Raw genomic sequence first — 21,369 nt, 5'->3', positions numbered from 1 at the left:
TGCGCATCAAGCCGGTTGGAGTTTCGCCCCGCCGGCTCAATGCAAGCCGCCATTGCAAGCGGCTATTGCATGCGGCTATTGCGGCGCCGGATCGCGCTGCACGCGGTCGCGCAGTTGGCGGATCTGACGCGCCTGCTGTGCGATGCGGTCGAGCGGCGCGGCCAGCGCCGGTTCGGCGTCGGCGATGACAGCGGGCACCGCCATCCCGCGGGCCTCGGGGACGAGGCCGGAGCCTCCCGGATGCAGCACGTGCGCCAGCACCGCGCCGTAGTCCCGCAGTGCGGCCGCCGCCGGCGATGCTGGCGGCAGCGCTGGCTGGATTTCCAGCACGGTGCCCGCCGCCGTGATGCGGCGCATGGCGTTGAGCAGGTTCACGGCGGTGTCCACGTTACGGTCGCGATGCACCGGATTCTGCTGCAGCCGCTGGAGCGACGCCTCGGCGTTGTCGGCAGACAGGCAGGCGAGCCGACGCAGGCCGACGATGTCGCGGGAAGCGGCGTCGCCGCTTTTTTCCTGGGCCAGCGCCAGGGCGTAATCGGCATGCCGCTGCAACGCGCGCGCCAGGGCGCCGGCCAACTGCCGCGGCTCTTTCTCGGGCCAGACCAGAAAGCCGACCAAGAGCGCCAGGATGCCGCCCAGCACGCTATTGAAAGCGCGCAGCGCGGCCAGCGTCGGCTCATAGATCTCGGGCTGCTGGATGTGGCTGACCAGCACGAACTGCGACGTCAGGAAGAAGGTGTACAGCGCGTAGTGGACGGTGCGCGCGGCAAACGTGCCCAGCGCGATAGGCAGGACCGCCAGCGCCACGGACAGCGGCGTCGTGAGCAACAGGCCCAGCAACGAGGCGCTGATGGCGCCGGCCACGCTGCCTATCACCCGCTCGACAGTGCGCTGCCAGGTCGTCGCAAAGTAGGGCTGCAGGATGAAGATCAGCGTCAGCGACATCCAATAGCCGTGGTTGACGGCAAAGGTCTTGGACAGCGCCACGGCAATGGTGGCGCCCACGCCGACCCGCAGCGCATGGCGGAAGGCATCGGATTCAAACCGCAGGTTCTGGCGCAGCGTGCGCCAGGCCTGCCGGGCGCCGGTGCCACCGCTGGCGCGGTGCGCGGGTGCGGCGGGGGTCGCGCCCAGATCGAACAGCGACTGCGTGACCGCCTGGGCGTTGTGCAGCAGGCGGTCCAGCACTGGCACCACCGAGGCCAGGTCCGGCGCATAAGCCATGGCCCCGCCGCGCAGGTCGCGCAGTCCGGCGTTGTAGTGAGCCAGGCGCTCGCGCAGGCACTCGGCCTGCTTGGCGTCGCTGACGTCGGACGTGCTCGCGATCGCGTTGCAGACGCTGGCGTAACGATGCAGCGCGTGCGACAGGTGCGCCCCGGCGCTGCGGCCCAGCCAGCGCGGGGCATTGGACTCCAGCAGGTCGGCGGCGGCGACCAGCGCAATGAAGCTGTCCTCGGCGCTGTCCAGCAGGTAAAGCAATTGATGCGCGCGGGCCCGGCGCGACGGGCGGGCGTCCAGCACTTCGCGGATCCGGACGCGGGCGGCTTCCAGCGCGGCGCGTTGGGCGCTGCGCTGCGGGCGGACGACGGCGCTCCAGGCCTGCGGCCCCGCGGCCGGCGCAAGGCCGGAATACATGCGGGCCAGCGCATCGGAAAAGTCCGCGAGACCCCGGTAGCAGTGGGCGACCGCATGGGTGGCGTCCTTCCAGGGCCGGCGGCGCCAGACAAGCGCCGTCATCAAAATTGCCCACACCGCGCCCGCCAGGAAGAACAACGTGTACCAGAGGCTTTCGGTCAGCGTCGGGGCCGGCAGCTCGGCGGCCACGACGAAGCCGGCCGACAGCAGCGTGCCCACGATGGCGGCGGCGGGGCCCAGCACGCGCAGCAGTCCGCCGAAGGTGCAGCACACAAATGTCAGCGGCAACAGCAACCAGACATGTGAGGCGCTGGCGCTGGCCAGCAGGCAGTACAGGGCGCCGATCAGGCCCAGCGCCAGCATTGACCCGGCGCGCTTGCGCAGCGGACCGCCGGGGTCGCCGAAGCAGGCCCAGAACGCGGCGATGGCGGTCCAGCCCAGGCGCGGTTCGTGCACCAGCACGGCAAGGATAACGGGGGCCGCGCTGATGGCGGCGGCTTGCAGGGCATCGAGCCACAGCACATTGCGCAGGGAGGCGCGCCAACGGGTAAGCAGACTAGTCACGCGGATGAAATGCAGCGGAAAAATTGGCTGGGCGGCCGGAAAGATGGCAACCCTACCATGTCGACAAGACAAGGGCGGGAGATTGCACCACGCGGCGGAGACCTGCGGCACAACGGCCGGACGAAGCGGCACCCGAGCCGCCCGGAAACCCGCGCCAAACATGAATTTGCGCACCTTAACACCGTTGGTTACATGTGTGTGACTTTATGGCGTGGAGAGCGCAGAATGCGTCAATATCGTGTCCCGATCTGCGCCCGGACAGCGCAGGCAACCTGTCGGGACGCATCTGGAGCAAGCCGATGATCAATACCGAGTCTTGCCAACAACCCGTGGTCAGCGATGCGGAAATTACCGCCATGGTCACCGGACGCGACGGGCTGCGCGTGCTGTTGCAGCCGCAAGTCGACCTGCTGACAGGTCGCATCGTTTCTGCCGAAGCGCTGGTGCGCTGGCAGCACCCGCAGTTGGGCATCGTCATGCCTGCCGACTTCATCCCCGCGGTGAACCGGCTGGGGCTGGACGGCACGCTGTTTGAACGCGTGTGCGTGCGGGTCATCGACGCGCTGCAGACGCTGCGCCGCGTCGGCGTGGCCGTGCCGCTGGCGATCAACGCGCCCGCCACGACACTGTCCGAACTGCGCTGCGTGGATTTCCTGCTTGACCGCGTACGCGCCGCGGAACTGCCCCCGTCGCTGGTGCGCGTCGAACTGACCGAAGACCAGCCCATCCACGACCTGGATGTGCTGCGCGCGTCGCTGCTACGACTGGAAGAGGCGGGCTGCGAGGTCAGTCTGGACGACTTCGGCACCGGCCATGCGTCACTGAAACTGCTGTCCGCGCTTCCCCTGTCCGAAGTGAAGATCGACCAGTATTTCGTCACGCGCATGCGGCGCAGCGCCGTTGCCTTCGAGGTTCTGCGCACGGCTGCGGAACTGGCGACCCGCCTGGGCTGGCGCGTGGTCGCGGAAGGCGTGGAGAACGTGGCCGACATACCCGCTCTGCGTGCGGCCGGATGCCGCTATGGGCAGGGGTTCTCATTGGGCCGTCCCATGCCGCTGGACGAATTGATTCTGCGCCTGCGCACGCAGCGGGACGGCGGCGAGCCGCTGGCGGCGCCCGCCGCCTATGCGTCGTCTTGGCTGGATGCGTTCGACGGTCCCAGCCAGGAAGCGGAACCGGGCCGCCCGGTTGTGCACTCCACCTTGCTGTAGCGCCTGTGCAAGGGTAGTTTTTACCGATCGGCGCGGGAATTCCGCCCGCTGCCTCCGTCCCCGGAAACCGCCATCCCCGCTTCCCGCCAGCGCACCGGGTTGGGCACGGCGGTTGCTCAAGGATAAGTGCGGAATATCTCCGCTTCTATTCAGGAGACGTGTAATGGCCAACCAGAACCAACCCGACCAGCAGAAGCAACCGCAAAAGCAACAGTCCCAGGAAAATCCCCGGGACCGCAACCAGCCGGGTCAGCAGCCCGGTCAAGCTGGCCAGCAAATGGAAAAAGACCGTAATCAGCAAGGTCAGACTTCCGGTCAGCAAAACAAGAATCAGCGCTAAAGGCGTTGGCTACGCAAGCCGTGTGACCAGCGCGCGGCTGTTTGCGTAGTACTTGACGGCCCCGGCCGCGTCCCCCTCCGTGACGCGTCCGGGGCCGAATTGCATTTGGAAGCTGTTGACCGCCGCCCTAGGCAGACAGGCAGAGTACGGCTGGCCCGTCGCGAAGCAGCTCCATCATCGGCAGCAGCCCGTCGGCGCCAGCGCGCACACGGCGTCCTGTCAGGGCGTCGTGCAGTGACAGGCCGGGGATGCAGTCGGGCAGGCGCAGCGCCGTGTCGCCCCAGAATCCTCGCGCCCCGGCGGCATCGCCCCGCGCGTATCCGGCCAACTGCAGCGCGCACGTCCGCGCGCCGACGATGAGGGCGGTCTGGCCGCCGTGCTGGCGCACATAAGCCAGCACGTGACCGGCTTGCGGGCCCTGCGCCGAAACAGCCTGGAAGCTGCCGCCCGCAAAAGGCTCGGGTGCTCGCTGGCGAGCCATCAGCAGCCGGTGGATCAACGCCTGCTTGACCGCACCCGTGCGCCAGGCCGATTCGGACAGGTCCATCGCTACGTCGTGCGAACCATCCGCGAGCAGCTTGGCGCGCAGGGCGTAATCGACCGGTCGGCGATTGTCGGGGTCGACAAGACTGAAATCCCACAGATCCGTGCCCTGATAAAGATCCGGCACGCCCGGCAACGTATTGCGCAGCAGCGTCTGCGTGAAACTGTTGACCATCCCGGCTGGCGCAATGTCGAGCGCAAAGGCGGCAATGCTGGCCAGCACGCGGCGGCCTTCGGGATCACCGCCCAGCCATGCGAGGCATTCTTTCGCGGCGGCTTCGTAGGTGGGATCCTGATCGGTCCAGCTCGTGTGCAGCTTGGCCTCGCGCAGGGCCTTTTCCTGCCATTGGCCGATCCGGTCCAGCCATTGCTGCAGGGCGTCGGGCGCCCAGTCGGCCGGGTCCGCACGCCATTCGCAGGGCCAGGCGCCGATCAGCGTCTGGATGAGCATGTAGCGGTCTGCGCGGCTGATGCCCCCGGGCAATGCGTCTATCCAGCCGCGCGCCGCTTCCTGCCAGCGTTCGGGCATTTCGGTCAGGACGGCGAGCCGCATCCGCGTATCTTCGCCGCGCTTGTGGTCGTGCGTGGCGGTGGCCAGCATGGCGCGGGGATGCGTCCGCGCGCGGGCGACGCTGGCGGCGAAGAAGCTCTCGGCAGACAGGCTGAAGCAGGCCGGCGACGCGCCAACCTCGTTGCGCGACAGCAGCGGGCCGTATCGGTAGAAGAGGGTGTCTTCCAGCGCCTTGGCGGCCAGCGGCGGCGTCAATTGCTGGAAGCGGCGCAGGGCGGTGGGGTGATCCGTTTCGCCGTTCAACCACTGCGCAAGCTGCGCCAGCAGCGTCGTGTCGGCGGAGCCTTCGCGGGCCGCCATCGCCGTCGCCGCGCCCTGGACCGCGATCTCGCGCTGCTGCGCGTCCGCCGGATTGCGGCCCTCGTCCTCCGCATAGGTGCGGTAGACGGGGAAGGCGGCCAGCAGGGCGCTCAGCGCGCGGTCGATCGCCGTGGCGGTCCAGTCGCGCGTGCGCAGGTCGCGGGCGGCGATCTGTTCCAGGCAGCGCACCAGCGCCTGCCTTTCCGCCGGGAAATGGCGGGCAAGCATGCGCACCCGCGCTGCGCGCAACTGTTCAGCGGGGTCGCGCTCATCGCCGGTCAGCGTTTGCCAGAACTCCCGCAGCGGCGCTTCGGCCTGCGGGTCGTGCAGCACCGCGCTCACCTGATCCATGAAGTCGTAGCCGGTGGTGCCGTCCGTCAGCCAGCGCGGGTCCAGCGCCTCGTCATGCGCCAGGATCTTTTCGATCACAAGGTAGGGCTGCTCCTGGCGCAGCGCCGCGGGGCGGTTGGCGTTGGCCTGTTCAAGCCGCGCCGACAGCCGGCGCAGATACCCGCCCGGCGACGCCAGTCCATCGATATGGTCGATGCGCAGGCCGTCGAGCACACCTTGCGCGTATAGCCGCAGGACCAGCGCGTGCACGGCGTCGAACACGGCTTCGTCCTCGACGCGCACGCCGACCAGTTCGCTGATCTCAAAGAAGCGCCGCCAGTTGATCTGGTCCGGCGCCGTGCGCCACCACGCAAGACGGTAGTGCTGGCGTTCCAGCAGTTCATGCAGGCGCTGACGCCCGCCGGCCTGAGCCGGGTCGTGCTCGCGCAGCCAGGCCTGGCGCTCCGCGCCACGCGGCACCGACGATGGCGTCAGCGGGAAGCGCTGTCCATGCACGTCCAGCTCGGGGGCGGACGCGCCGGTGTCCCATTGCGGCGTGATGGCGCCGTGCTCCAGCGCCGCGCCGTACGGGTCGCCCAGCACCGGCAGCAGCACCTTGTTGCGCAGTGCCGGCGCGGGCGGGTTCCATTCGATATCGAAGTAGCCCGAGAACGCGCTTGCCGGTCCATTGGCCAGCACGTCGCGCCACCACGCGTTCGCGGGATTCGCCGCCATGTGGTTGGGCACGATGTCCGCGATCAGGCCCAGGCCGCGTGCGCGGGCGGCGCTGGCCAGGCGGAGCAGGGCGGGCTCGCCGCCCAGTTCCGGACTGACGACGGCATGGTCGATGACGTCGTAGCCGTGGGTGGAGCCCTCGCGCGCGCGCGTGATGGGCGACAGATACAGATGGCTGACGCCCAGGTCTGCGTAATAGTCCACCTGCGCGCACGCGTCATCGAGCGTGAATCCTGCATGCAGTTGCAGGCGGGCGGTGGCTAGCGGTGTGCTCAAGATTGTCTCCTTCCGGCGCGCGCGGCATCCAGGCGGGTTTGCGCGGCGGGGTCTGCAAAGGTCGCGCGGATGCTCAAGGGCAAACGCTGGCGCCAGTTGGGATGGGTATCGATGGTGCCGGGCAGGTTCGGCTGATCCAGCACGCCGGCGATGTCTTCCATCGGCACCAGCAGCAGCGGGCAGGGGCTGGACGACACGAAGCGCAACAGCTCTGGGACCGGCGCCTCGTCGGGCGGTGCTTCGACATCGAGGTCCAGGGCGCGGCAGAGCATCTCCCGGTCCTGCGCGCGGGCGGCGCGCAGGCTGGCCTCGTCGTCGTCGGCGCCCAGCAGATCGAGTTTGACGCGCCAGTCGATGTCGCGCGCTTCCCACCAGCCGAGCAGAGTCGGCAGGTCGTGGGTGGTGGTCATGGCGGCGGCGTTCTCGGGCCATTCGGCGGGCGGCGTGAATCCGGCAGGCGATTCGGCGTCCACTTCGTCTGGGCCTACGTCTTCTGCACCCGCAGCATGGGAGCGCGGCGCCTTCGCAACTTCGGCCCCCGCTTCCGGCTGCGCTTGCGGCGCCTGGCGCATGAACCAGAGCACGTTCATGCCAAGCACGCCGTTGTCCTTCAACCGGTCGTCGAACCCTTCTGGCACCGTGCCCAGGTTCTCGCCGATGGCGCAGGCGCGGTGGCGCCACGCCTCCAGCGCAATCAGCGCCAGTATCTCGTCCAGCGGGTAGCGCAGATAGGCGCCGTCGGCGGGCGACGCGCCTTCCGGCACCAGCCACAGCCGCGCCATGCCCAGGATGTGATCGATGCGCACGCCGCCCGTGTGGGCCAGCACTGCGCGCAGCATCTCGATGAATGCGGCGTAGCCGTTCGCGTGCAGCGCGCGCGGCGAAAACGCGGTCAGGCCCCAGCCCTGTCCAAGCGGGTTGTAGATGTCAGGGGGCGCGCCGACCGACATGCCGCGCATCAGGTCGGGCTGCCGGCTCCATGCGTGGCTGCCGTCCGGACTGGCGCCCACTGCCAGGTCGGCGAGCAGGCCGAGACGCATGCCGGCCTCGCGGCCGGCCGCGTGTGCCGCGGCCAGGTTTTCTGCTGCGAGCCACTGCGCGAACTGATGAAAATCCACTTCAAGCGGATGGTCCTGCGCAAAACGCCTGACCTGTGAAGAGGCCGGATCGCGCAAGGCGGCCGGCCATTTCTGCCACGGCGGGATGGTGCCGTCCGGCGCGCGCTGCGCGGCATGCAGTGCTTCGAAGGTCGCGTGATCGCGCAGCGCCTGGCCGCGGTCTTCGCAGAACTGCGCGTAGCGCGCCCGCTGGCTGACGGCGCCGCTGCGCCCAAACTCCGCATGCAGCGCGCGCAGCACCCGCAACCGGATCGCTGCGGCTGCCGGCCAATCGATGAGATCCAGCCCATCCAACGCGGTGAGTTCGGCCGGTTCCACACCGGACAGCGCGCGCATCATCGCGTCCTGCCCGAGCACCGAGGCGGGCGCCGCGTACAGCACGTTCAGGAAGAGGCGGTTGGACGGCGAATACGGGCTGGAGCGCTCGGGTTGTGCCGTATACATCGCGTGGACGGGGCTGATGGCCAGCATGTCGGCGCCTTGCTCCGCGGCGGCCACCGCCAGTTCGCGCAGCGCGCCGAAATCGCCGAAGCCGTGCGTGCGCGGCACGGCGGCATGGGCATCCTGGCGCAGGCTGTAGACCTGCGCGGCCAGACCCCAGCAGCGCGGGCTGGCCGCGCCGGTCAGGTCGGCCAGGCTGGGCGCCTTTTGCGGGGCAACCGCCAGCGTCGCCTCGGCGGATGTCAGCAGCAGCCGGTGGTAGCCGGGCTCGTCAGGCGCAACCAGGCAGGGCACGCCGTCCGCGCCCGCCTGTAGGTGGCCGTCCAGGATGCGGCCAGACTCGCACAGGATGCGATACGGACCGCGCGCCGTCTTGGGCAATGCGGTGCGGGCGTTGCAGCGCGTCACCACCATGGGCGGCAGGGCGTCCGCGGCCTGCTCCGCCAGCCGGCGGCGGCTGTCCTCGATGTCGCGCGCCGTGGCGGCCGGCAGGTCCATGGCGGCCAGCAGCGCACGCAACGTATCGGGCGACACCTGTTGCGGCCGCTGCCGAGCATCCGACCAGTGTTCCGCGATGCCGGCGTCATGGGCCAATGCGGATAAGCCGTCCGGCTCGGCCTTGGCGCGCTTCATGCTGGCTCCTCCAGCAGCCACACTGTGCAGTCCGGGCACAGCTCGCCTTGTGAGAGGCGGTCGCGCCCGCCGGCGGGTGATTCGAAGAGCAACGTCGTGAACACATCCGGGCCGGGCATGAGCGATTCCGGGACGGTCTGAGGCATGGGACCCAGGTTGGTGTAGACCGTCAGGCGGGCGCCGTCGGCCAGTTCCCAACGCGCGAACACGCTGCGATCGCCCACCGCCGCGGCCCCCAGGCTGACCGCACCCGCCAGGCGTGGCGCAATCGACCGCGCCCGCAGTTGCAGTAGCGCGGAATAGTCGCGCATCCACTCGGCCGAATCCGGCTCGTCCTGCCAGGGCGAACTGGCGTGGTAGGTGGATTCGTCGTTCGGGTCGGGCAGCTGCGCGGTGGGCGAGTCGCCCGCAAACTCCGGAAAGGCCGAGAACTCGCGCTGTCGGCCGTCTCGCACGGCCTGCGCCAGTTCCGCGTCGGTATGGCTCGTGAAGTACAGGAACGGCGCGCGCGATCCCCGTTCCTCGCCCATGAAGATCAAGGGGATTTGCGGCGCCAGCAGTTGCAGCGCTACGGCCGCCCGCAGCCGCTGGGTGTTGTCGACCAGGGCGGTCAGCCGTTCGCCGCGTGCGCGGTTACCGGTCTGGTCATGGTTTTGCAGGAACAGCACGAAGGCGGTGGGCGACAGGTCCGCGCTGCGCTCGCCCCGTGGCTGGCCGCCGCGATAGGGCGACGGCTGGCCTTGGTACACCCAGCCCTCGGCCAGGCAGCGGGCCAGCGCCTGCGCGGGCGCCTCGGCGTAGTCGGCGTAATAGCCGCGCGATTCGCCGGTCAGCAGATGGTGCAGCACATGGTGCGCATCGTCGTTCCATTGCGCCTCGAAGTCGCCGCGCAGCAGGCTGGCGCGGTTGTCGTCGTTTTCAACGACCAGATGCACGTTGCGCTCGGCCGATACGCCATCGCGCACGAAGCGGGCCAGCTCGTGCAGCCACTCGTGTCCGGCGATGGCGTGGACGGCGTCCAGACGCAGGCCGTCGAAGCGGTATTCGGTCAGCCAGTACAGCGCGTTCTCCTTGAAGTACGTGCTGACGGCTTCCTGGCGGAAGTCGATGGCGGCGCCCCACGGCGTGTCGATGTCGGTTCGGAAGAAGGGCGCGGCGTAGCCGGACAGATAATTGCCGTCCGGCCCGAAGTGGTTGTAGACCACGTCCAGCATCACGCCCATGCCGTGGCCATGCGCTGCGTCGATGAGCTGTTTCAGGTCGTCCGGCGAGCCGTATGCGGTGTCGGGCGCATACGGCAGCACGCCGTCGTAGCCCCAGTTCCGTTCGCCGGGAAAATCGGCGATGGGCATGAGTTCCAGCATGGTGATGCCCATGGCCGCCAGTTCAGGCAACCGCGCGATCAGGCCTGCGTAGCCGCCGGCCAGACCCGCGTGGACCTCGTAGATGACCGTTTCTTCCCACGGCCTGCCAGTCCACTCCGGATGGCGCCAGCGGTAGGCGCCAGGCTCCACGACGATGCTGTCGCCATGCACGTCGCCGTCCTGAAGGCGGGAGGCGGGATCGGGCATGACGGTGTTCTCGTCCAGCCGATAGTGGTAGCGCGTGCCCGGCGCGCAGTCCACGTCGGCCTGCGCGTAGCCGTCCGGGCCGGGGCGCATCGGAATGGGCGGATGGCCCTCGACCTCCAACGCGAGACCGGGCGGGGCGCTGGGCGCCCACAGCCGGAAGCGCGTGACGCCGCTTTCCAGCGGAATCGCGCCATAGGAATACGAATGCGTCATGGCGCTTCTCCGGGTTCCGCACGCTGGGCCAGCAGGACCAGGCTATGCGGGGCCACCGTCACGGTCGGCTCGTCCCACGGCGCGGGCCCGGCGGGCTTGTCCGAATCCAGCTCCAGCGACCAGGCGATCGCGGGCTCCGGCAGCGTGAAGGTGACCGCTTCGTGGGTAGGGTTCATCAGCAACAGCGTCACGTCGGCGCCGCCTTCGGGGCGCTGCGCGGCGCGCCGCAAGCCCATCACGCGTTCCTGCTCCGCTTCCCAGGCCGGACCGTCCAGCTGCGCGCCGGAAGCGTCGAACCAGGAAATCGCGGGGATGCCCGGCAGGATCTCTTGGCCGGCATCGCCGTAGCGGGCGCTGCGCACGCTGGGATGCGCGCGGCGCAGCGCGGTCAGGCGGCCGACATAGCGGCTGAGCGCGCGGCCGGCGTCGCTCTGCGCCTGCGTCCAGTCCAGCCACGAAATCGGGTTGTCCTGGCAGTAGGCGTTGTTGTTGCCTTCCTGGCTGTTGCCGAATTCGTCGCCGGCCAGCAGCATCGGCGTGCCGTCGGACAGCATGGCCGATCCCAGCAGCGCGCGCTGCACGCGGCCGCGCGTCTCCAGGATCTGCGGATCGTCGGTGGGCCCTTCGGCGCCCCAGTTGTGGCTGAAGTTCTCGGAATGGCCGTCGTTGCCGTCCTCGCCGTTGGCCTCGTTATGGCGGCCGTCGTAGCTGACGATGTCTGCCAGCGTGAAGCCGTCGTGCGAGGCCACGTAGTTGACGGTCGACCAGGGGCGGCGATGGCGGCGATCGAAGATGTCGCGCGACCCGCACAGCCGGGCCGCCATATCGCCGCGCATGCCCTCGTCACCGCGCCAGAAGCGGCGGGTGGTGTCGCGGAACTTGTCGTTCCACTCCGCGAACCCGGGCGGATGGTTGCCCAGCTGGTAGCCATCCGGGCCGATGTCCCACGGCTCGGAAATGAGCTTGAGCTTGGAGAGGACCGGGTCCTGCAGGATGACGTCAAAGAATCCCGAACCGGGGTCGTAGCCGTTGCCCTCGCGACCCAGCGTCACGCCCAGGTCGAAGCGGAAGCCGTCCACGCCGTAGGACGTGGCCCAATAGCGCAGCGAGTCGGTCACCATCTGCAGCACGCGAGGGTGCGACATGTTGACCGTGTTGCCGCAGCCGGTGTCGTTGATGTAGTAGCGCTCTTCGCCCGGCATCAGGCGGTAATAACTGGCGTTGTCCAGGCCGCGCCAGGACAAGGTCGGCCCCATCTCGTTGCCTTCGCAGGTGTGGTTGTAGACCACGTCCAGGATGACCTCGATGCCCGCCGCGTGCAGGCGGCGGATGGCGAGCCGCAGCTCGTTGGGGTGCTGCATCAGGTAGCCGGGCTCGGGCGCAAAGTACGACAGGGTGCTGTAGCCCCAGTAATTGCGCAGGCCGCGCTCGGTCAGGAAGTGGTCCTGCAGGAAGGCATAGACGGGCAGCAGCTCCACCGCCGTCACGCCGAGCCGTTGCAGGTGTTCGATGAAATGCGGATCGGCCAGGGCGGCGCAGGTGCCGCGCAGCGGCTGGCGCAGGTCTTCGCGCTGCATCGAGGCCCCGCGCACGTGGACCTCGTAGATGGTGGTGTCGTTCCACGAGGTGCACGGCGCCTTGCTGTTGCCCCAGTTGAACGGGACTTCATCGGCCACGATGGCCTTGGGCATGGCGGGCGCACTGTCGCGGCGGTCAAAGCTCATGTCCGCCCGCGAATGATTCATGCGGTAGCCGAACAGGGCGGGGCTCCAGTGCAGCGGCCCGCTCAACTGGCGCGCGTACGGGTCCAGCAGCAGCTTGTGGGGATTGAAGCGGTGCCCGTTCTGCGGATCGTACGGGCCGTGGGCCCGGTAGCCATACAGCAGGCCGGGCTGCGCATCCGGCAGGTAGCCATGCCAGATTTCGTCCGTGCATTCGGGCAGGTCGAAGCGCCGCAATTCCTTGCGGCCCTTGGGGTCGAAGATGCACAGCTCGATGCGGGTGGCGTGCGCGGAGAACACGGCGAAGTTCACGCCGAGGCCGTCGCTGGTGGCGCCCAGCGGTGTCGGCTGGCCGCCGGTGATACGGGTCAGTTGGGACGGATCCATGGATTCAGCCTTCGTGCATCAGGAAGAGGGTCGAGAGAGGCGGCAGGGTGAGCGACAGGGCCTGCGGCTGCCCATGGGCAGCCATGTCGCCGGTGTGAGCCCCGCCCTGGTTGCCCTGGCCGGACCCGCCGTAGTGGGACGCATCGGTGTTCAGCCGTTCGGCCCAGCGGCCGGCGCGCGGAACGCCAATGCGGTAATCGTGCCGGGTGACCGGCGTGAAGTTCGACACCACCAGCATCTGCTGCTGGCCGTCGGTGCGCAGGAAGGCGACGACGCTGTTGTCCTGATCGTCCAGGATCGTCCACGCGAAACCTGACGGGTCCGCATCCCGCGCGTGCAGCGCCGGCACGTCGCGATACAGCCGGTTCAGGTCGGCCACCAGGCGCTGAATGCCCAGGTGGCCTGCGTGATCCAGCAGGTTCCAGTTCAGCGTGGCGTCGTGGTTCCATTCGGCGGGCTGGGCCAGTTCGCCGCCCATGAACAGCAGCTTCTTGCCGGGGTGCGCCCACATGAAGCCGTAGTACGCGCGCAGATTGGCCAGCCGGGTCTGCATGTCGCCGGGCATCTTGCCCAGCAGCGAACCCTTGCCGTGCACCACTTCGTCATGCGACAGCGGCAGGATGAAGCGCTCGCTGAAGGCATACACCATGCCGAACGTGATGTCGTGGTGGTGGTAGCGGCGATGGATGGGATCCTGCGACAGATAGCGCAGCGTGTCGTGCATCCAGCCCATGTTCCATTTGTAGTGAAACCCCAGGCCGCCTTCCGACACGGGCGCGGTCACGCCCGGCCACGCGGTCGATTCCTCGGCCACCATGATCGCGTCCGGCACCTCGGCGCGCACCGTGTCGTTCAACTCCTGCAGGAATTGGACGGCTTCCAGGTTTTCGCGGCCGCCATAGCGGTTGGGGATCCATTCACCAGGCTGACGGCTGTAGTCGCGGTAGAGCATCGACGCCACGGCGTCCACCCGCAGCCCGTCGATATGAAAACGCCGCAGCCAATGCATCGCGCTGGCGATCATGAAGGCCTTCACCTCGTTGCGGCCCAGGTTGTAGACCATGGTGTGCCAGTCGGGGTGATAGCCTTCGCGCGGGTCCTCGTATTCATAGAGCGAGGTGCCGTCGAAGGCGGCCAGCCCGTGCGCATCGTCCGGGAAGTGGGCGGGCACCCAATCCAGAATCACGCCGATGCCTGCCGCGTGGCAGCGGTCGATGAAACGCGCGAAGGCCTCGGGCGGGCCGTAGCGCGCGGTCGGCGCAAACATGCCCAGGGGCTGATAGCCCCACGAGCCGCCGAACGGATGCTCCATGATCGGCATCAGTTCAAGATGCGTGAACCCCATGGCGCGGGCGTAGCCGGGCAGCTTGTCGGCCATCTGGTCCCAGCCGCAGACGCCAGACTCGCAGCCTGCCCAGGACCCGGCGTGGACTTCGTAAATGGAGATGGGGGCATCGGGCGACTGACGCGCGCCGCGTCCCTGCATCCAGTCTTCATCGGACCAAGTGTAGGGCGCGGGGTCGTCCACGATCGAAGCCGTGGCCGGCGCCATCTCGCTGCGCCGCGCCATCGGATCGGCCTTCATGAACTGGTTGCCGTTGCGGTCGGTGATCGCGAACTTGTAGCGTTCGCCAGGCCGCACGCCCGGAATGAAGATCTCCCAGACGCCTGCCGCATGGCGCAGCCGCATGCCATGGCGGCGGGCGTCCCAGCCGTTGAAGTCGCCCGCCACGGCGACGCGTCGGGCGTTGGGCGCCCAGACCGCGCAGCGCAGGCCGCTGACGCCGTCGACTTCGACCAGATGCGCGCCCAGCGCCTCGCCGGCCTCGCGCCAGGCGCCTTGCGCCAGCCGTTGCAGCGTGGTGTCGTCGAGCAGCGCGCCGAAGGCGTACGGGTCCGCGGTGATCTGCTCGGCCGCCGGCCATTGGATCGCCAGGCGGTACGACGACCCGTCACCCGCCTGCGCGTAGGGCACGCGGCCGATGAACAGACCTTGCGCCTGCTCCGTCAATGCCGTGCGTTCGCCGTCCGGATCCAGGACCGCCACCTTTGAGGCGCCGGGCACGAAGACGCGCAGCCAGCCGTTCTGCGGGCCCAGCACGCCGAACGGATTGTCATGCAGCCCGTGGGCCAGCGCGGTGAGTTCCTGCGGGTTGATATGACCCTCCGCCACATCGGCGGAGGGCGAAGAGGTTTGAGCTCCGCTCATGGCGTTTTTCCTTCAGCGTCGATGGCGGCGGAAAGCAGGACGCTGCGCGCCAGTTCGGTCAGGGCGCACAGCGGAATCGAGATCCAGTCCGGACGGTGGGCGGCTTCGTAGCTGACTTCGTAGGCGGCCTTTTCAAGCTGCGCCAGCGTCAGCAGCGTGTTCTCGCGGTCCGCGCCGTCGGCCAGGTCTCCACCGCGCGCGCCGCGGTAACCCTGCAGGAAGGCGGCGCACGCCTGCTGCCGGAACCGCGACAAAAGTGCGTCGCGTTGTTCGGCCGGCGCAACGGTCGGCGCCGGCACCTCGTCCGCGCCCGCGTTGGCGTCCAGATGCGCGCCGCCGATGAGGTCGGTGCGCGCAATGGATGCCGCCGCGTAGTCGAACGAGCGCAGCATGCCGGCCACGTCCTTGTACGGCGAGGCCAGCGCGCGCCGCGCCTCCAGGCTGCTGATCGGTTCGCCCTCGAAGTCGATGAGGTACGCGTCCGTCTGCGCGACCAGCACCTGGCCCAGGTGGAAGTCGCCATGGATGCGCAGCCAGGGCGACCCGGCTTCGGCCTGCGCCATGGCGGACACCCGCTCGGCCAGGCGCGCGTGATGCTCGAAGAACCATTCGGCGCAGGCGCGCGACGGCTCTTCCAGCTTGTCCAGCGCGGTCCGCAGGTTCTTTTCGGCGCGGTCCAGCAGCGCGCGCACCTGTTCGGCCCGGGCCTCGGCGTCGGCTTCGCTGGCCGGGCGCGACAGGAAGCCGGCGTCATCGGTGGGCGCCGCCAGCACCGTGTGCATCTGGCCCAGGCGCTCGCCGATGGTTGCGGCCATCACCGCGTAGCCCTGCAGCGTTTCCTCGTACTCCTCGGGCGACGTCCCCACCAGCAGCGCGTTGGCCAGCGTGCGCTTCAGGAAGTCCAGCGTCCAGCTCCAGGCATCGCCCTCGTTGGGCACGTAGCCGTGCGCCACCGCCAAGGTATGCACGATCCCGTCGGCGTCCATGCGCTGCACTTCGCCCAGCAGCGGCGGAATGTTGCCGTAGCCCGCGCGGGTCAGGTAGCGCGTCATTTCCGATTCCGGAGACAGGCCCGGCTGCACGCTGCGGATGATCTTCAGGATGACTTGGTTGCCGACGATGACCGAGCTGTTGGACTGTTCGCCCGACAACCAATGCATGTCCACGTCGCCATCGAAGTCCATGTCTTTCAGGCCGGCCTCGGGCAGGAAGCGGATCACGCCCGGCTTGTCGCCCGGCTTGCCGCCGCTGCGTCCGTCCAGCTCCGCACCGGCCTGCATGGCCTTGAGCGTGCTGCGCACGAACCCCGGCTGCAGGAAGGCGTCGGCCAGCACACCGACCTCGGCGCCGCGGCGCACGCGGGCAATCGCGTACTGGATGACGGCGGTTTCGTCCCAGACCAGCACGAAGGGCGCCTGCGCACGGATACCCTTGGCGCCGTCCTCGGGCTCGATCTCGGCCCAGTAGTATTCGCCGTCCGCCGATTCGAACGGGGTGGCGTAGGCCAGGCGCGCACGAGAGGGCGGTTCGGAGCCGGGAAACCAGCGCTGGCGCGCCAGATACTGCGGCAGGATTTCACGTTCCAGCGTGGCGCGCGACGCATCGGTCAGCGCCGCGCCACCGCGCGTCTTGAGCACCAGCGTGATCAGTTCGGGCATCTGTTCGGGCGCCGTCGCATGCCATCCGGGCGGCGCGGCGTCCTGGCTGAGGTCCATCCAGTAAAAGCCGTAGGGCGGCAACGTCAGCAGGTAAGGCAGTTCACCGATGGCGGGGAAGGGCGTGCCGCCCAGCATCTCCACCGGCACCCGGCCATTGAACTCCTGCATGTGAAGCTCGACCGGCTGCGCCGCGTTCGACAGGTTGGCGACGCACAGGATCGTGGTGTCTTCCCATTGCCGCAGGTAGGCCAGGATCTTGCGGTTGCCGGCAAAGATGAAACGCAGCGTGCCGCGCCCGAAGGCATGGCTTTGGCCGCGTTGCGCCAGCAGGCGGCGCGTCCAGTTCAGCAGTGAATGCGGGTCGCGCTGCTGCGCCTCGACGTTGACGGCCTCGTAACCGTACAAGGGGCCCATCAACACCGGCAGCGGCAGGCGCTCCGGATCGGCGCGAGAGAAACCGCCATTGCGGTCCGGCGACCATTGCATCGGCGTGCGTACACCATCGCGGTCGCCCAGATGCACGTTGTCGCCCATGCCCAGTTCGTCGCCGTAATACAGCACCGGCGTGCCGGGCATCGACAGCAGCAGGCTGTTCATCAGTTCGACGCGGCGGCGGTCACGCTCGAGCAGCGGCGCCAGGCGGCGGCGGATGCCCAGGTTGATCCGGGCGCGCGGCTCCGCGGCATAGACATTCCACAGGTAATCGCGTTCGCGGCTGGTCACCATTTCCAGCGTCAACTCGTCGTGGTTGCGCAGGAAGATGGCCCATTGGCAGGTGGGCGGAATGTCGGGCGTCTGGCGGATGATGTCGGTGATCGGAAAGCGGTCTTCCTGCGCGATCGCCATGTACATCCGCGGCATCAGCGGAAAGTGGAAGGACATGTGGCATTCGTCGCCCGCGCCGAAATACTCCTGCGCGTCTTCGGGCCACTGGTTGGCTTCGGCCAGCAGCAGGCGGCCCGGATACTCGGCCTCGATCACCGCGCGGATCTGCTTGAGCACGTCGTGCGTCTCGGGCAGGTTCTCGTTGTTGGTGCCTTCGCGCTCGACCAGGTAGGGCACCGCGTCCAGGCGCAAACCATCCACGCCCATGTCCAGCCAATAGCGCATGACGGACAGCACTTCCTTGAGCACCTGCGGGTTGTCGTAGTTCAGGTCGGGCTGATGCGAATAGAAGCGGTGCCAGAAATAGGCGTTGGCCACCGGGTCCCAGGTCCAGTTCGACTTTTCGGTGTCGCAGAAGATGATGCGCGTGCCGGCATAAGCCTTGTCGTTGTCGGACCACACATAGAAATTGCGCGCCGCCGAACCGGGCTTGGCCGCGCGCGCCCGTTGAAACCACGGGTGCTGGTCCGACGTATGGTTGACCACGAGCTCGGTGATGATGCGCAGGCCGCGCGCGTGCGCGGCCCGGATCAGCTTGCGCACGTCGGCAATGGTGCCGTAGTCCGGATGCACGCCGCGGTAGTCGGCGATGTCGTAGCCGTCGTCGCGGCGCGGCGAGGGGTAGAAGGGCAACAGCCAGATGGTGTTGACCCCCAGGCTGGCGATGTAGTCCAGCTTGGAGATCAGGCCTGGCAGGTCGCCGACGCCGTCGCCGTTCGAGTCAAAAAAGGATTTGACGTGCAACTGGTAGATGACGGCGTCCTTGTACCAGAGGGGATCGTCCTGAATGGGTTGGGATTTACTCATCATGGCGTTGGGCGCGGGCTTCATCCGTGCAGCGAAAGCCGCCACACGCGATAAGGTTGGTCGGGGGTCAGCGTCAGCGTGCGGTGCTTCTCGTGCCAGGTCTCGCGGGTTTCAGTCAGCAGGTCTTCGGCGGACAGCTGGCCGGCATCGGCCTCGCCGAACAGCCAGAACGGCGCCTCGACCCGCGTCTGCTGCGCCTGGAACGGATCCAGGCTGATGACGGCCAGCACCACGTTGCCGTGGCCCGGCGTGGACTTGTAGAACGCGAGCACACGGTTGTTGGTGCTGGTGGTCAGCGTCAGGCCGCGATGCGTCTGCAACGCCGGATTGGCGCGGCGGATCTGGTTCAGGCGTGTGATTTCGGCGCGGATGTTGCCCGGCGCGTGCCAGTCGCGTTGGCGCAGCTCGTATTTTTCGGAGTCCAGATACTCTTCCTTGCCCGGCAGCGCCGCGCCTTCGCAAAGCTCGAAGCCGCTATAGACGCCCCACAGGCCCGACCCCAGCGCGGCCAGCGCCGAGCGGATCAGAAAGCCTGGGCGTCCCGAGGTCTGCAGGAAGAACGGGTTGATGTCCGGCGTGTTCACAAAGAAATGCGGCCGGAAGAAGTCGGCCGCGGGCGGCGACGAGATCTCCTGCAGATAGGCTTCCAGTTCGGCCCGCTCGTTGCGCCACGTGAAGTAGGTGTACGACTGCGTGAAGCCGATCTTCGCCAGGCGGTACATCATCTTCGGGCGCGTGAAGGCCTCGGACAGAAAGATGACGTCCGGGTGCTTGGCCTGGACCTCGCAGATCAGCCACTGCCAGAACGGCAGCGGCTTGGTGTGGGGATTGTCGACGCGGAAGATGCGAACGCCATGGTTCACCCAGAACAGCACCACGTCGCGCAGCGCGCGCCACAGGCCCAGCTTGCGTCCGCGGCGATTCTGCCCGCCATAGAAGGACACGTTGACAATGTCCTCGTACTTTTTGGGCGGATTCTCGGCGTAGCGCAGCGATCCGTCGGGCCGCCACGAGAACCAGTCCGGATGCTGGGCCAGCCACGGGTGGTCCGGCGAGCATTGGATGGCAAAGTCCAGCGCGATCTCCATGCCGTGCTGCGCGGCGGCATCCACCAGGTTCAGGAACTCCGTGAGCGTACCCAGCGCGGGCTCGATCGCGTCGTGCCCGCCACTTTGCGCGCCGATGGCGTAAGGACTGCCCACGTCGCCGGGCTCGGCGCGCAGGCTGTTGTTGCGCCCCTTGCGGTTGCGATGGCCGATCGGATGGATGGGCGGCATGTACAGCACGTCGAAGCCCATCTCGCGCACGTCGGGCAGCCGCGCGATCACGTCGTCGAAGGTGCCGTGGCGCCCGGGTTCGGCGGCTTGCGATCGCGGAAACAGCTCGTACCAGCTTGAATGGCAAGCCTGGACGCGGTCCACCCAGACCGGGTAGGCAATGGCGGTGACGGCTTCAAACGGATGGTCGTCCAGTTCGTGCATCGCCCGCGCCAGCGCGGGATCGAGCAGCACGGCGACTTGCTCGGCCGTCGGCGGAACGGGGTTGCCCAGGTCGGCGTCCGCAAAGGCGGCCAGCGCCTCGCGCACCGGCTCTGCGTCAGCGCCGGCGGGTGAGCCCGCCTGCGCCCGCGCCAGGGCATCCCGCAGCAGCGCCAGGCCCTCGTGCACTTCCAGGCTCAGGTCGCGGCCGGCCTGGTGCTTGACCTCGATGTCATGCGTGAATGTGTGCCACGCGTCGAACCAGGCGGCGACGACGAATTCATGCGCGCCGATGCGGCGCGGCCGGAAGGCGGCCTCCCAGCGGTCGTTCAGGCCGCGCGTCATGGGCACGGTGTGCCAACGGGCCTCGTCCTTGGCGCGCCAGCGCACTTCAGCGGCCAGCTGATCGTGGCCGTCCATGAAGATGTCGGCCTGCACGACGATGCGCGCGTGCGGAATGGTCTTGACGGGATAGGCCCCGCCATCGACGGCCGGACTGATGTTCTCCAGCGCGACGCGCTGGTTGGCCAGATCATCGGCCCGGGTGCGGTGATGGCGCACGGCGTCGCGCACCGGCTGCGTCGGCTGGAACATCAGCATCGCGCACTCGCCGCCCGCCAGATCGTTGGCCTGATTCTGCAGACCGGTGGGCGGGGTGAACGGCACGAGATCTGCCGGCGGCAGCATAGGCGCCAGCGCGTCCCAGTCCATCGCCGCATCCTGGGTGGCCGAGGGGTTGATCGCCAGCGCCAGCGTGGCGCCGTCGCCCGCGTCGCGCAGCAGCGCCGTGCAACTGCCATCGCGGCCGCCCAGCATGCACAGTGGCCCCTTCAGCCGCGGTCCGGCAAACCAGGCGTTCACCGTTTCCACATCCGGCAGCCGCCGTTCGTCCTCGTCCGTCAGCATCAAGCCATCGCCGGTGACGGCCGCGCTCCAGATGGCGCGTCTGCCGTCCTCCGTTGGGCGCAGCGCACCGGACTGCGGCGGCGCCGCGATGACCTCGCCGATGGCGCGCAGCCGCGCGTCTTCTTCGGCCAGCCATGAAGACTTGAAGTCCCACCACGGCAGCGACGAGAACGCCGCGTCGAACGACGCGTCGCGCAAGGCCGCCAGATCCGCGGGCGACAGACCGGGTGTCCACGCCAGCAGCCGCACGTCGGGATTCTGTGCACGCAGCGCGCCGCCCAACTCACGCCAAGCCTCTGCCGGCAAGCGGTGGGGCGCCTGGAAAACCAGCCCTTTCACGCCGCTACGGGCCCAGCCCAGCAGACGTTCCGTCCACGCGGTCAGAAATCCGGGGGGCAGGGCGCCTTCGGGCAAATGCAGCACCCCCCGCTCTTCCTGCGTCAGCCGCGGATCGCGCGCGGGTTCTTCGTGCAGCGAGCGGTACCAGGCCGGCGCGGCGGTTGCCGCCACGGCATTGCGCGCGCTGCGGTCCAGAATCACATCCACGAACAGCGCCAATCCATGCGCCGACAATTGCGCCGAGGCCTGCGTGTACCACTCGATGATCGGCGTTGCCTGCCCATCCCGCATCGCCGTGTCGGCGTCCTGCGCGGCCAGCGAACCCGGCTGCGGCCCAGTCAGCCAGGGGGCCGGCACCAGCACGGCGTTGAAGCCGCGTTGGGCAAGCCGTTTGCTCAGCGCCTGGACGGCGGCTTCGCCGTCCGGCAGGCCGTTGCGGGCGTGATAAAGACGTATCGGGGCGCGGGACGGCGCGGGGACGGCGGGATGGGACACCGG

The 21,369-nt window shown here is 68.5% G+C and carries 10 protein-coding genes; 2 read left to right on the top strand and 8 right to left on the bottom strand.

The window, feature by feature from the left end; genetic code table 11:
- Positions 1–75: 75 nt before the first annotated feature.
- Positions 76–2,199 (bottom strand): FUSC family protein, encoded by a 2,124-nt coding sequence (locus tag MHZ91_RS08795; RefSeq protein WP_239213343.1) that lies wholly within the window; start codon positions 2,197–2,199, stop codon positions 76–78.
- Between the two features lie 299 nt (positions 2,200–2,498).
- Between MHZ91_RS08795 and MHZ91_RS08790 the strand changes: the two genes are divergently transcribed.
- Together MHZ91_RS08790 and MHZ91_RS08785 are read left to right on the top strand one after the other, a co-directional pair.
- Entirely contained in the window at positions 2,499–3,410 is a 912-nt protein-coding gene (locus MHZ91_RS08790) for an EAL domain-containing protein (protein ID WP_218343773.1), read from the top strand.
- A gap of 163 nt (positions 3,411–3,573) precedes the next feature.
- Positions 3,574–3,750, top strand: a complete 177-nt coding sequence (locus tag MHZ91_RS08785) for a hypothetical protein (protein WP_175136540.1) — start codon at positions 3,574–3,576, stop codon at positions 3,748–3,750.
- A gap of 127 nt (positions 3,751–3,877) precedes the next feature.
- Here the strand turns inward: MHZ91_RS08785 and treY are convergent, their stop codons facing one another.
- Genes treY through MHZ91_RS08750 form a run of 7 tightly spaced genes read right to left on the bottom strand, consistent with a single transcriptional unit; the run spans position 3,878 to position 21,366 of the window.
- Positions 3,878–6,505 (bottom strand): malto-oligosyltrehalose synthase, encoded by a 2,628-nt coding sequence (treY, locus tag MHZ91_RS08780; protein ID WP_239213341.1) that lies wholly within the window; start codon positions 6,503–6,505, stop codon positions 3,878–3,880.
- On the bottom strand, positions 6,502–8,697 hold the full coding sequence (gene malQ / locus MHZ91_RS08775; RefSeq protein WP_239213339.1) for a 4-alpha-glucanotransferase: 2,196 nt from the start codon (positions 8,695–8,697) through the stop codon (positions 6,502–6,504). The genes treY and malQ overlap by 4 nt, the downstream gene beginning before the upstream one ends.
- Positions 8,694–10,481 carry a malto-oligosyltrehalose trehalohydrolase gene (treZ, locus tag MHZ91_RS08770; RefSeq protein WP_239213337.1) on the bottom strand — a complete coding sequence of 596 codons (1,788 nt, stop codon included), beginning with the start codon at positions 10,479–10,481 and terminating at the stop codon, positions 8,694–8,696. The genes malQ and treZ overlap by 4 nt, the downstream gene beginning before the upstream one ends.
- Positions 10,478–12,589: a glycogen debranching protein GlgX gene (gene glgX / locus MHZ91_RS08765; RefSeq protein ID WP_175121582.1), complete on the bottom strand. Its 2,112-nt coding sequence runs from the start codon at positions 12,587–12,589 to the stop codon at positions 10,478–10,480. The genes treZ and glgX overlap by 4 nt, the downstream gene beginning before the upstream one ends.
- Positions 12,590–12,593: 4 nt before the next feature.
- Positions 12,594–14,798: a 1,4-alpha-glucan branching protein GlgB gene (glgB, locus tag MHZ91_RS08760; protein ID WP_239213335.1), complete on the bottom strand. Its 2,205-nt coding sequence runs from the start codon at positions 14,796–14,798 to the stop codon at positions 12,594–12,596.
- The gene (gene treS, locus MHZ91_RS08755) at positions 14,795–18,151 is read right to left on the bottom strand and encodes a maltose alpha-D-glucosyltransferase (RefSeq protein WP_239213333.1); all 3,357 of its coding nucleotides are present in this window, start codon (positions 18,149–18,151) and stop codon (positions 14,795–14,797) included. The genes glgB and treS overlap by 4 nt, the downstream gene beginning before the upstream one ends.
- Before the next feature lie 17 nt (positions 18,152–18,168).
- A complete protein-coding gene (locus tag MHZ91_RS08750; protein ID WP_239213331.1) occupies positions 18,169–21,366 on the bottom strand; it encodes an alpha-1,4-glucan--maltose-1-phosphate maltosyltransferase in 3,198 nt (1,065 codons plus the stop codon).
- Positions 21,367–21,369: the final 3 nt, after the last annotated feature.

It is taken from the genome of Achromobacter sp. ACRQX (assembly GCF_022346505.1).
GTDB lineage: Bacteria > Pseudomonadota > Gammaproteobacteria > Burkholderiales > Burkholderiaceae_B > Achromobacter > Achromobacter animicus.
The sequence above is the reverse complement of the archived record's forward strand: the minus strand, read 5'-3'. Positions and strand labels throughout refer to the sequence as shown.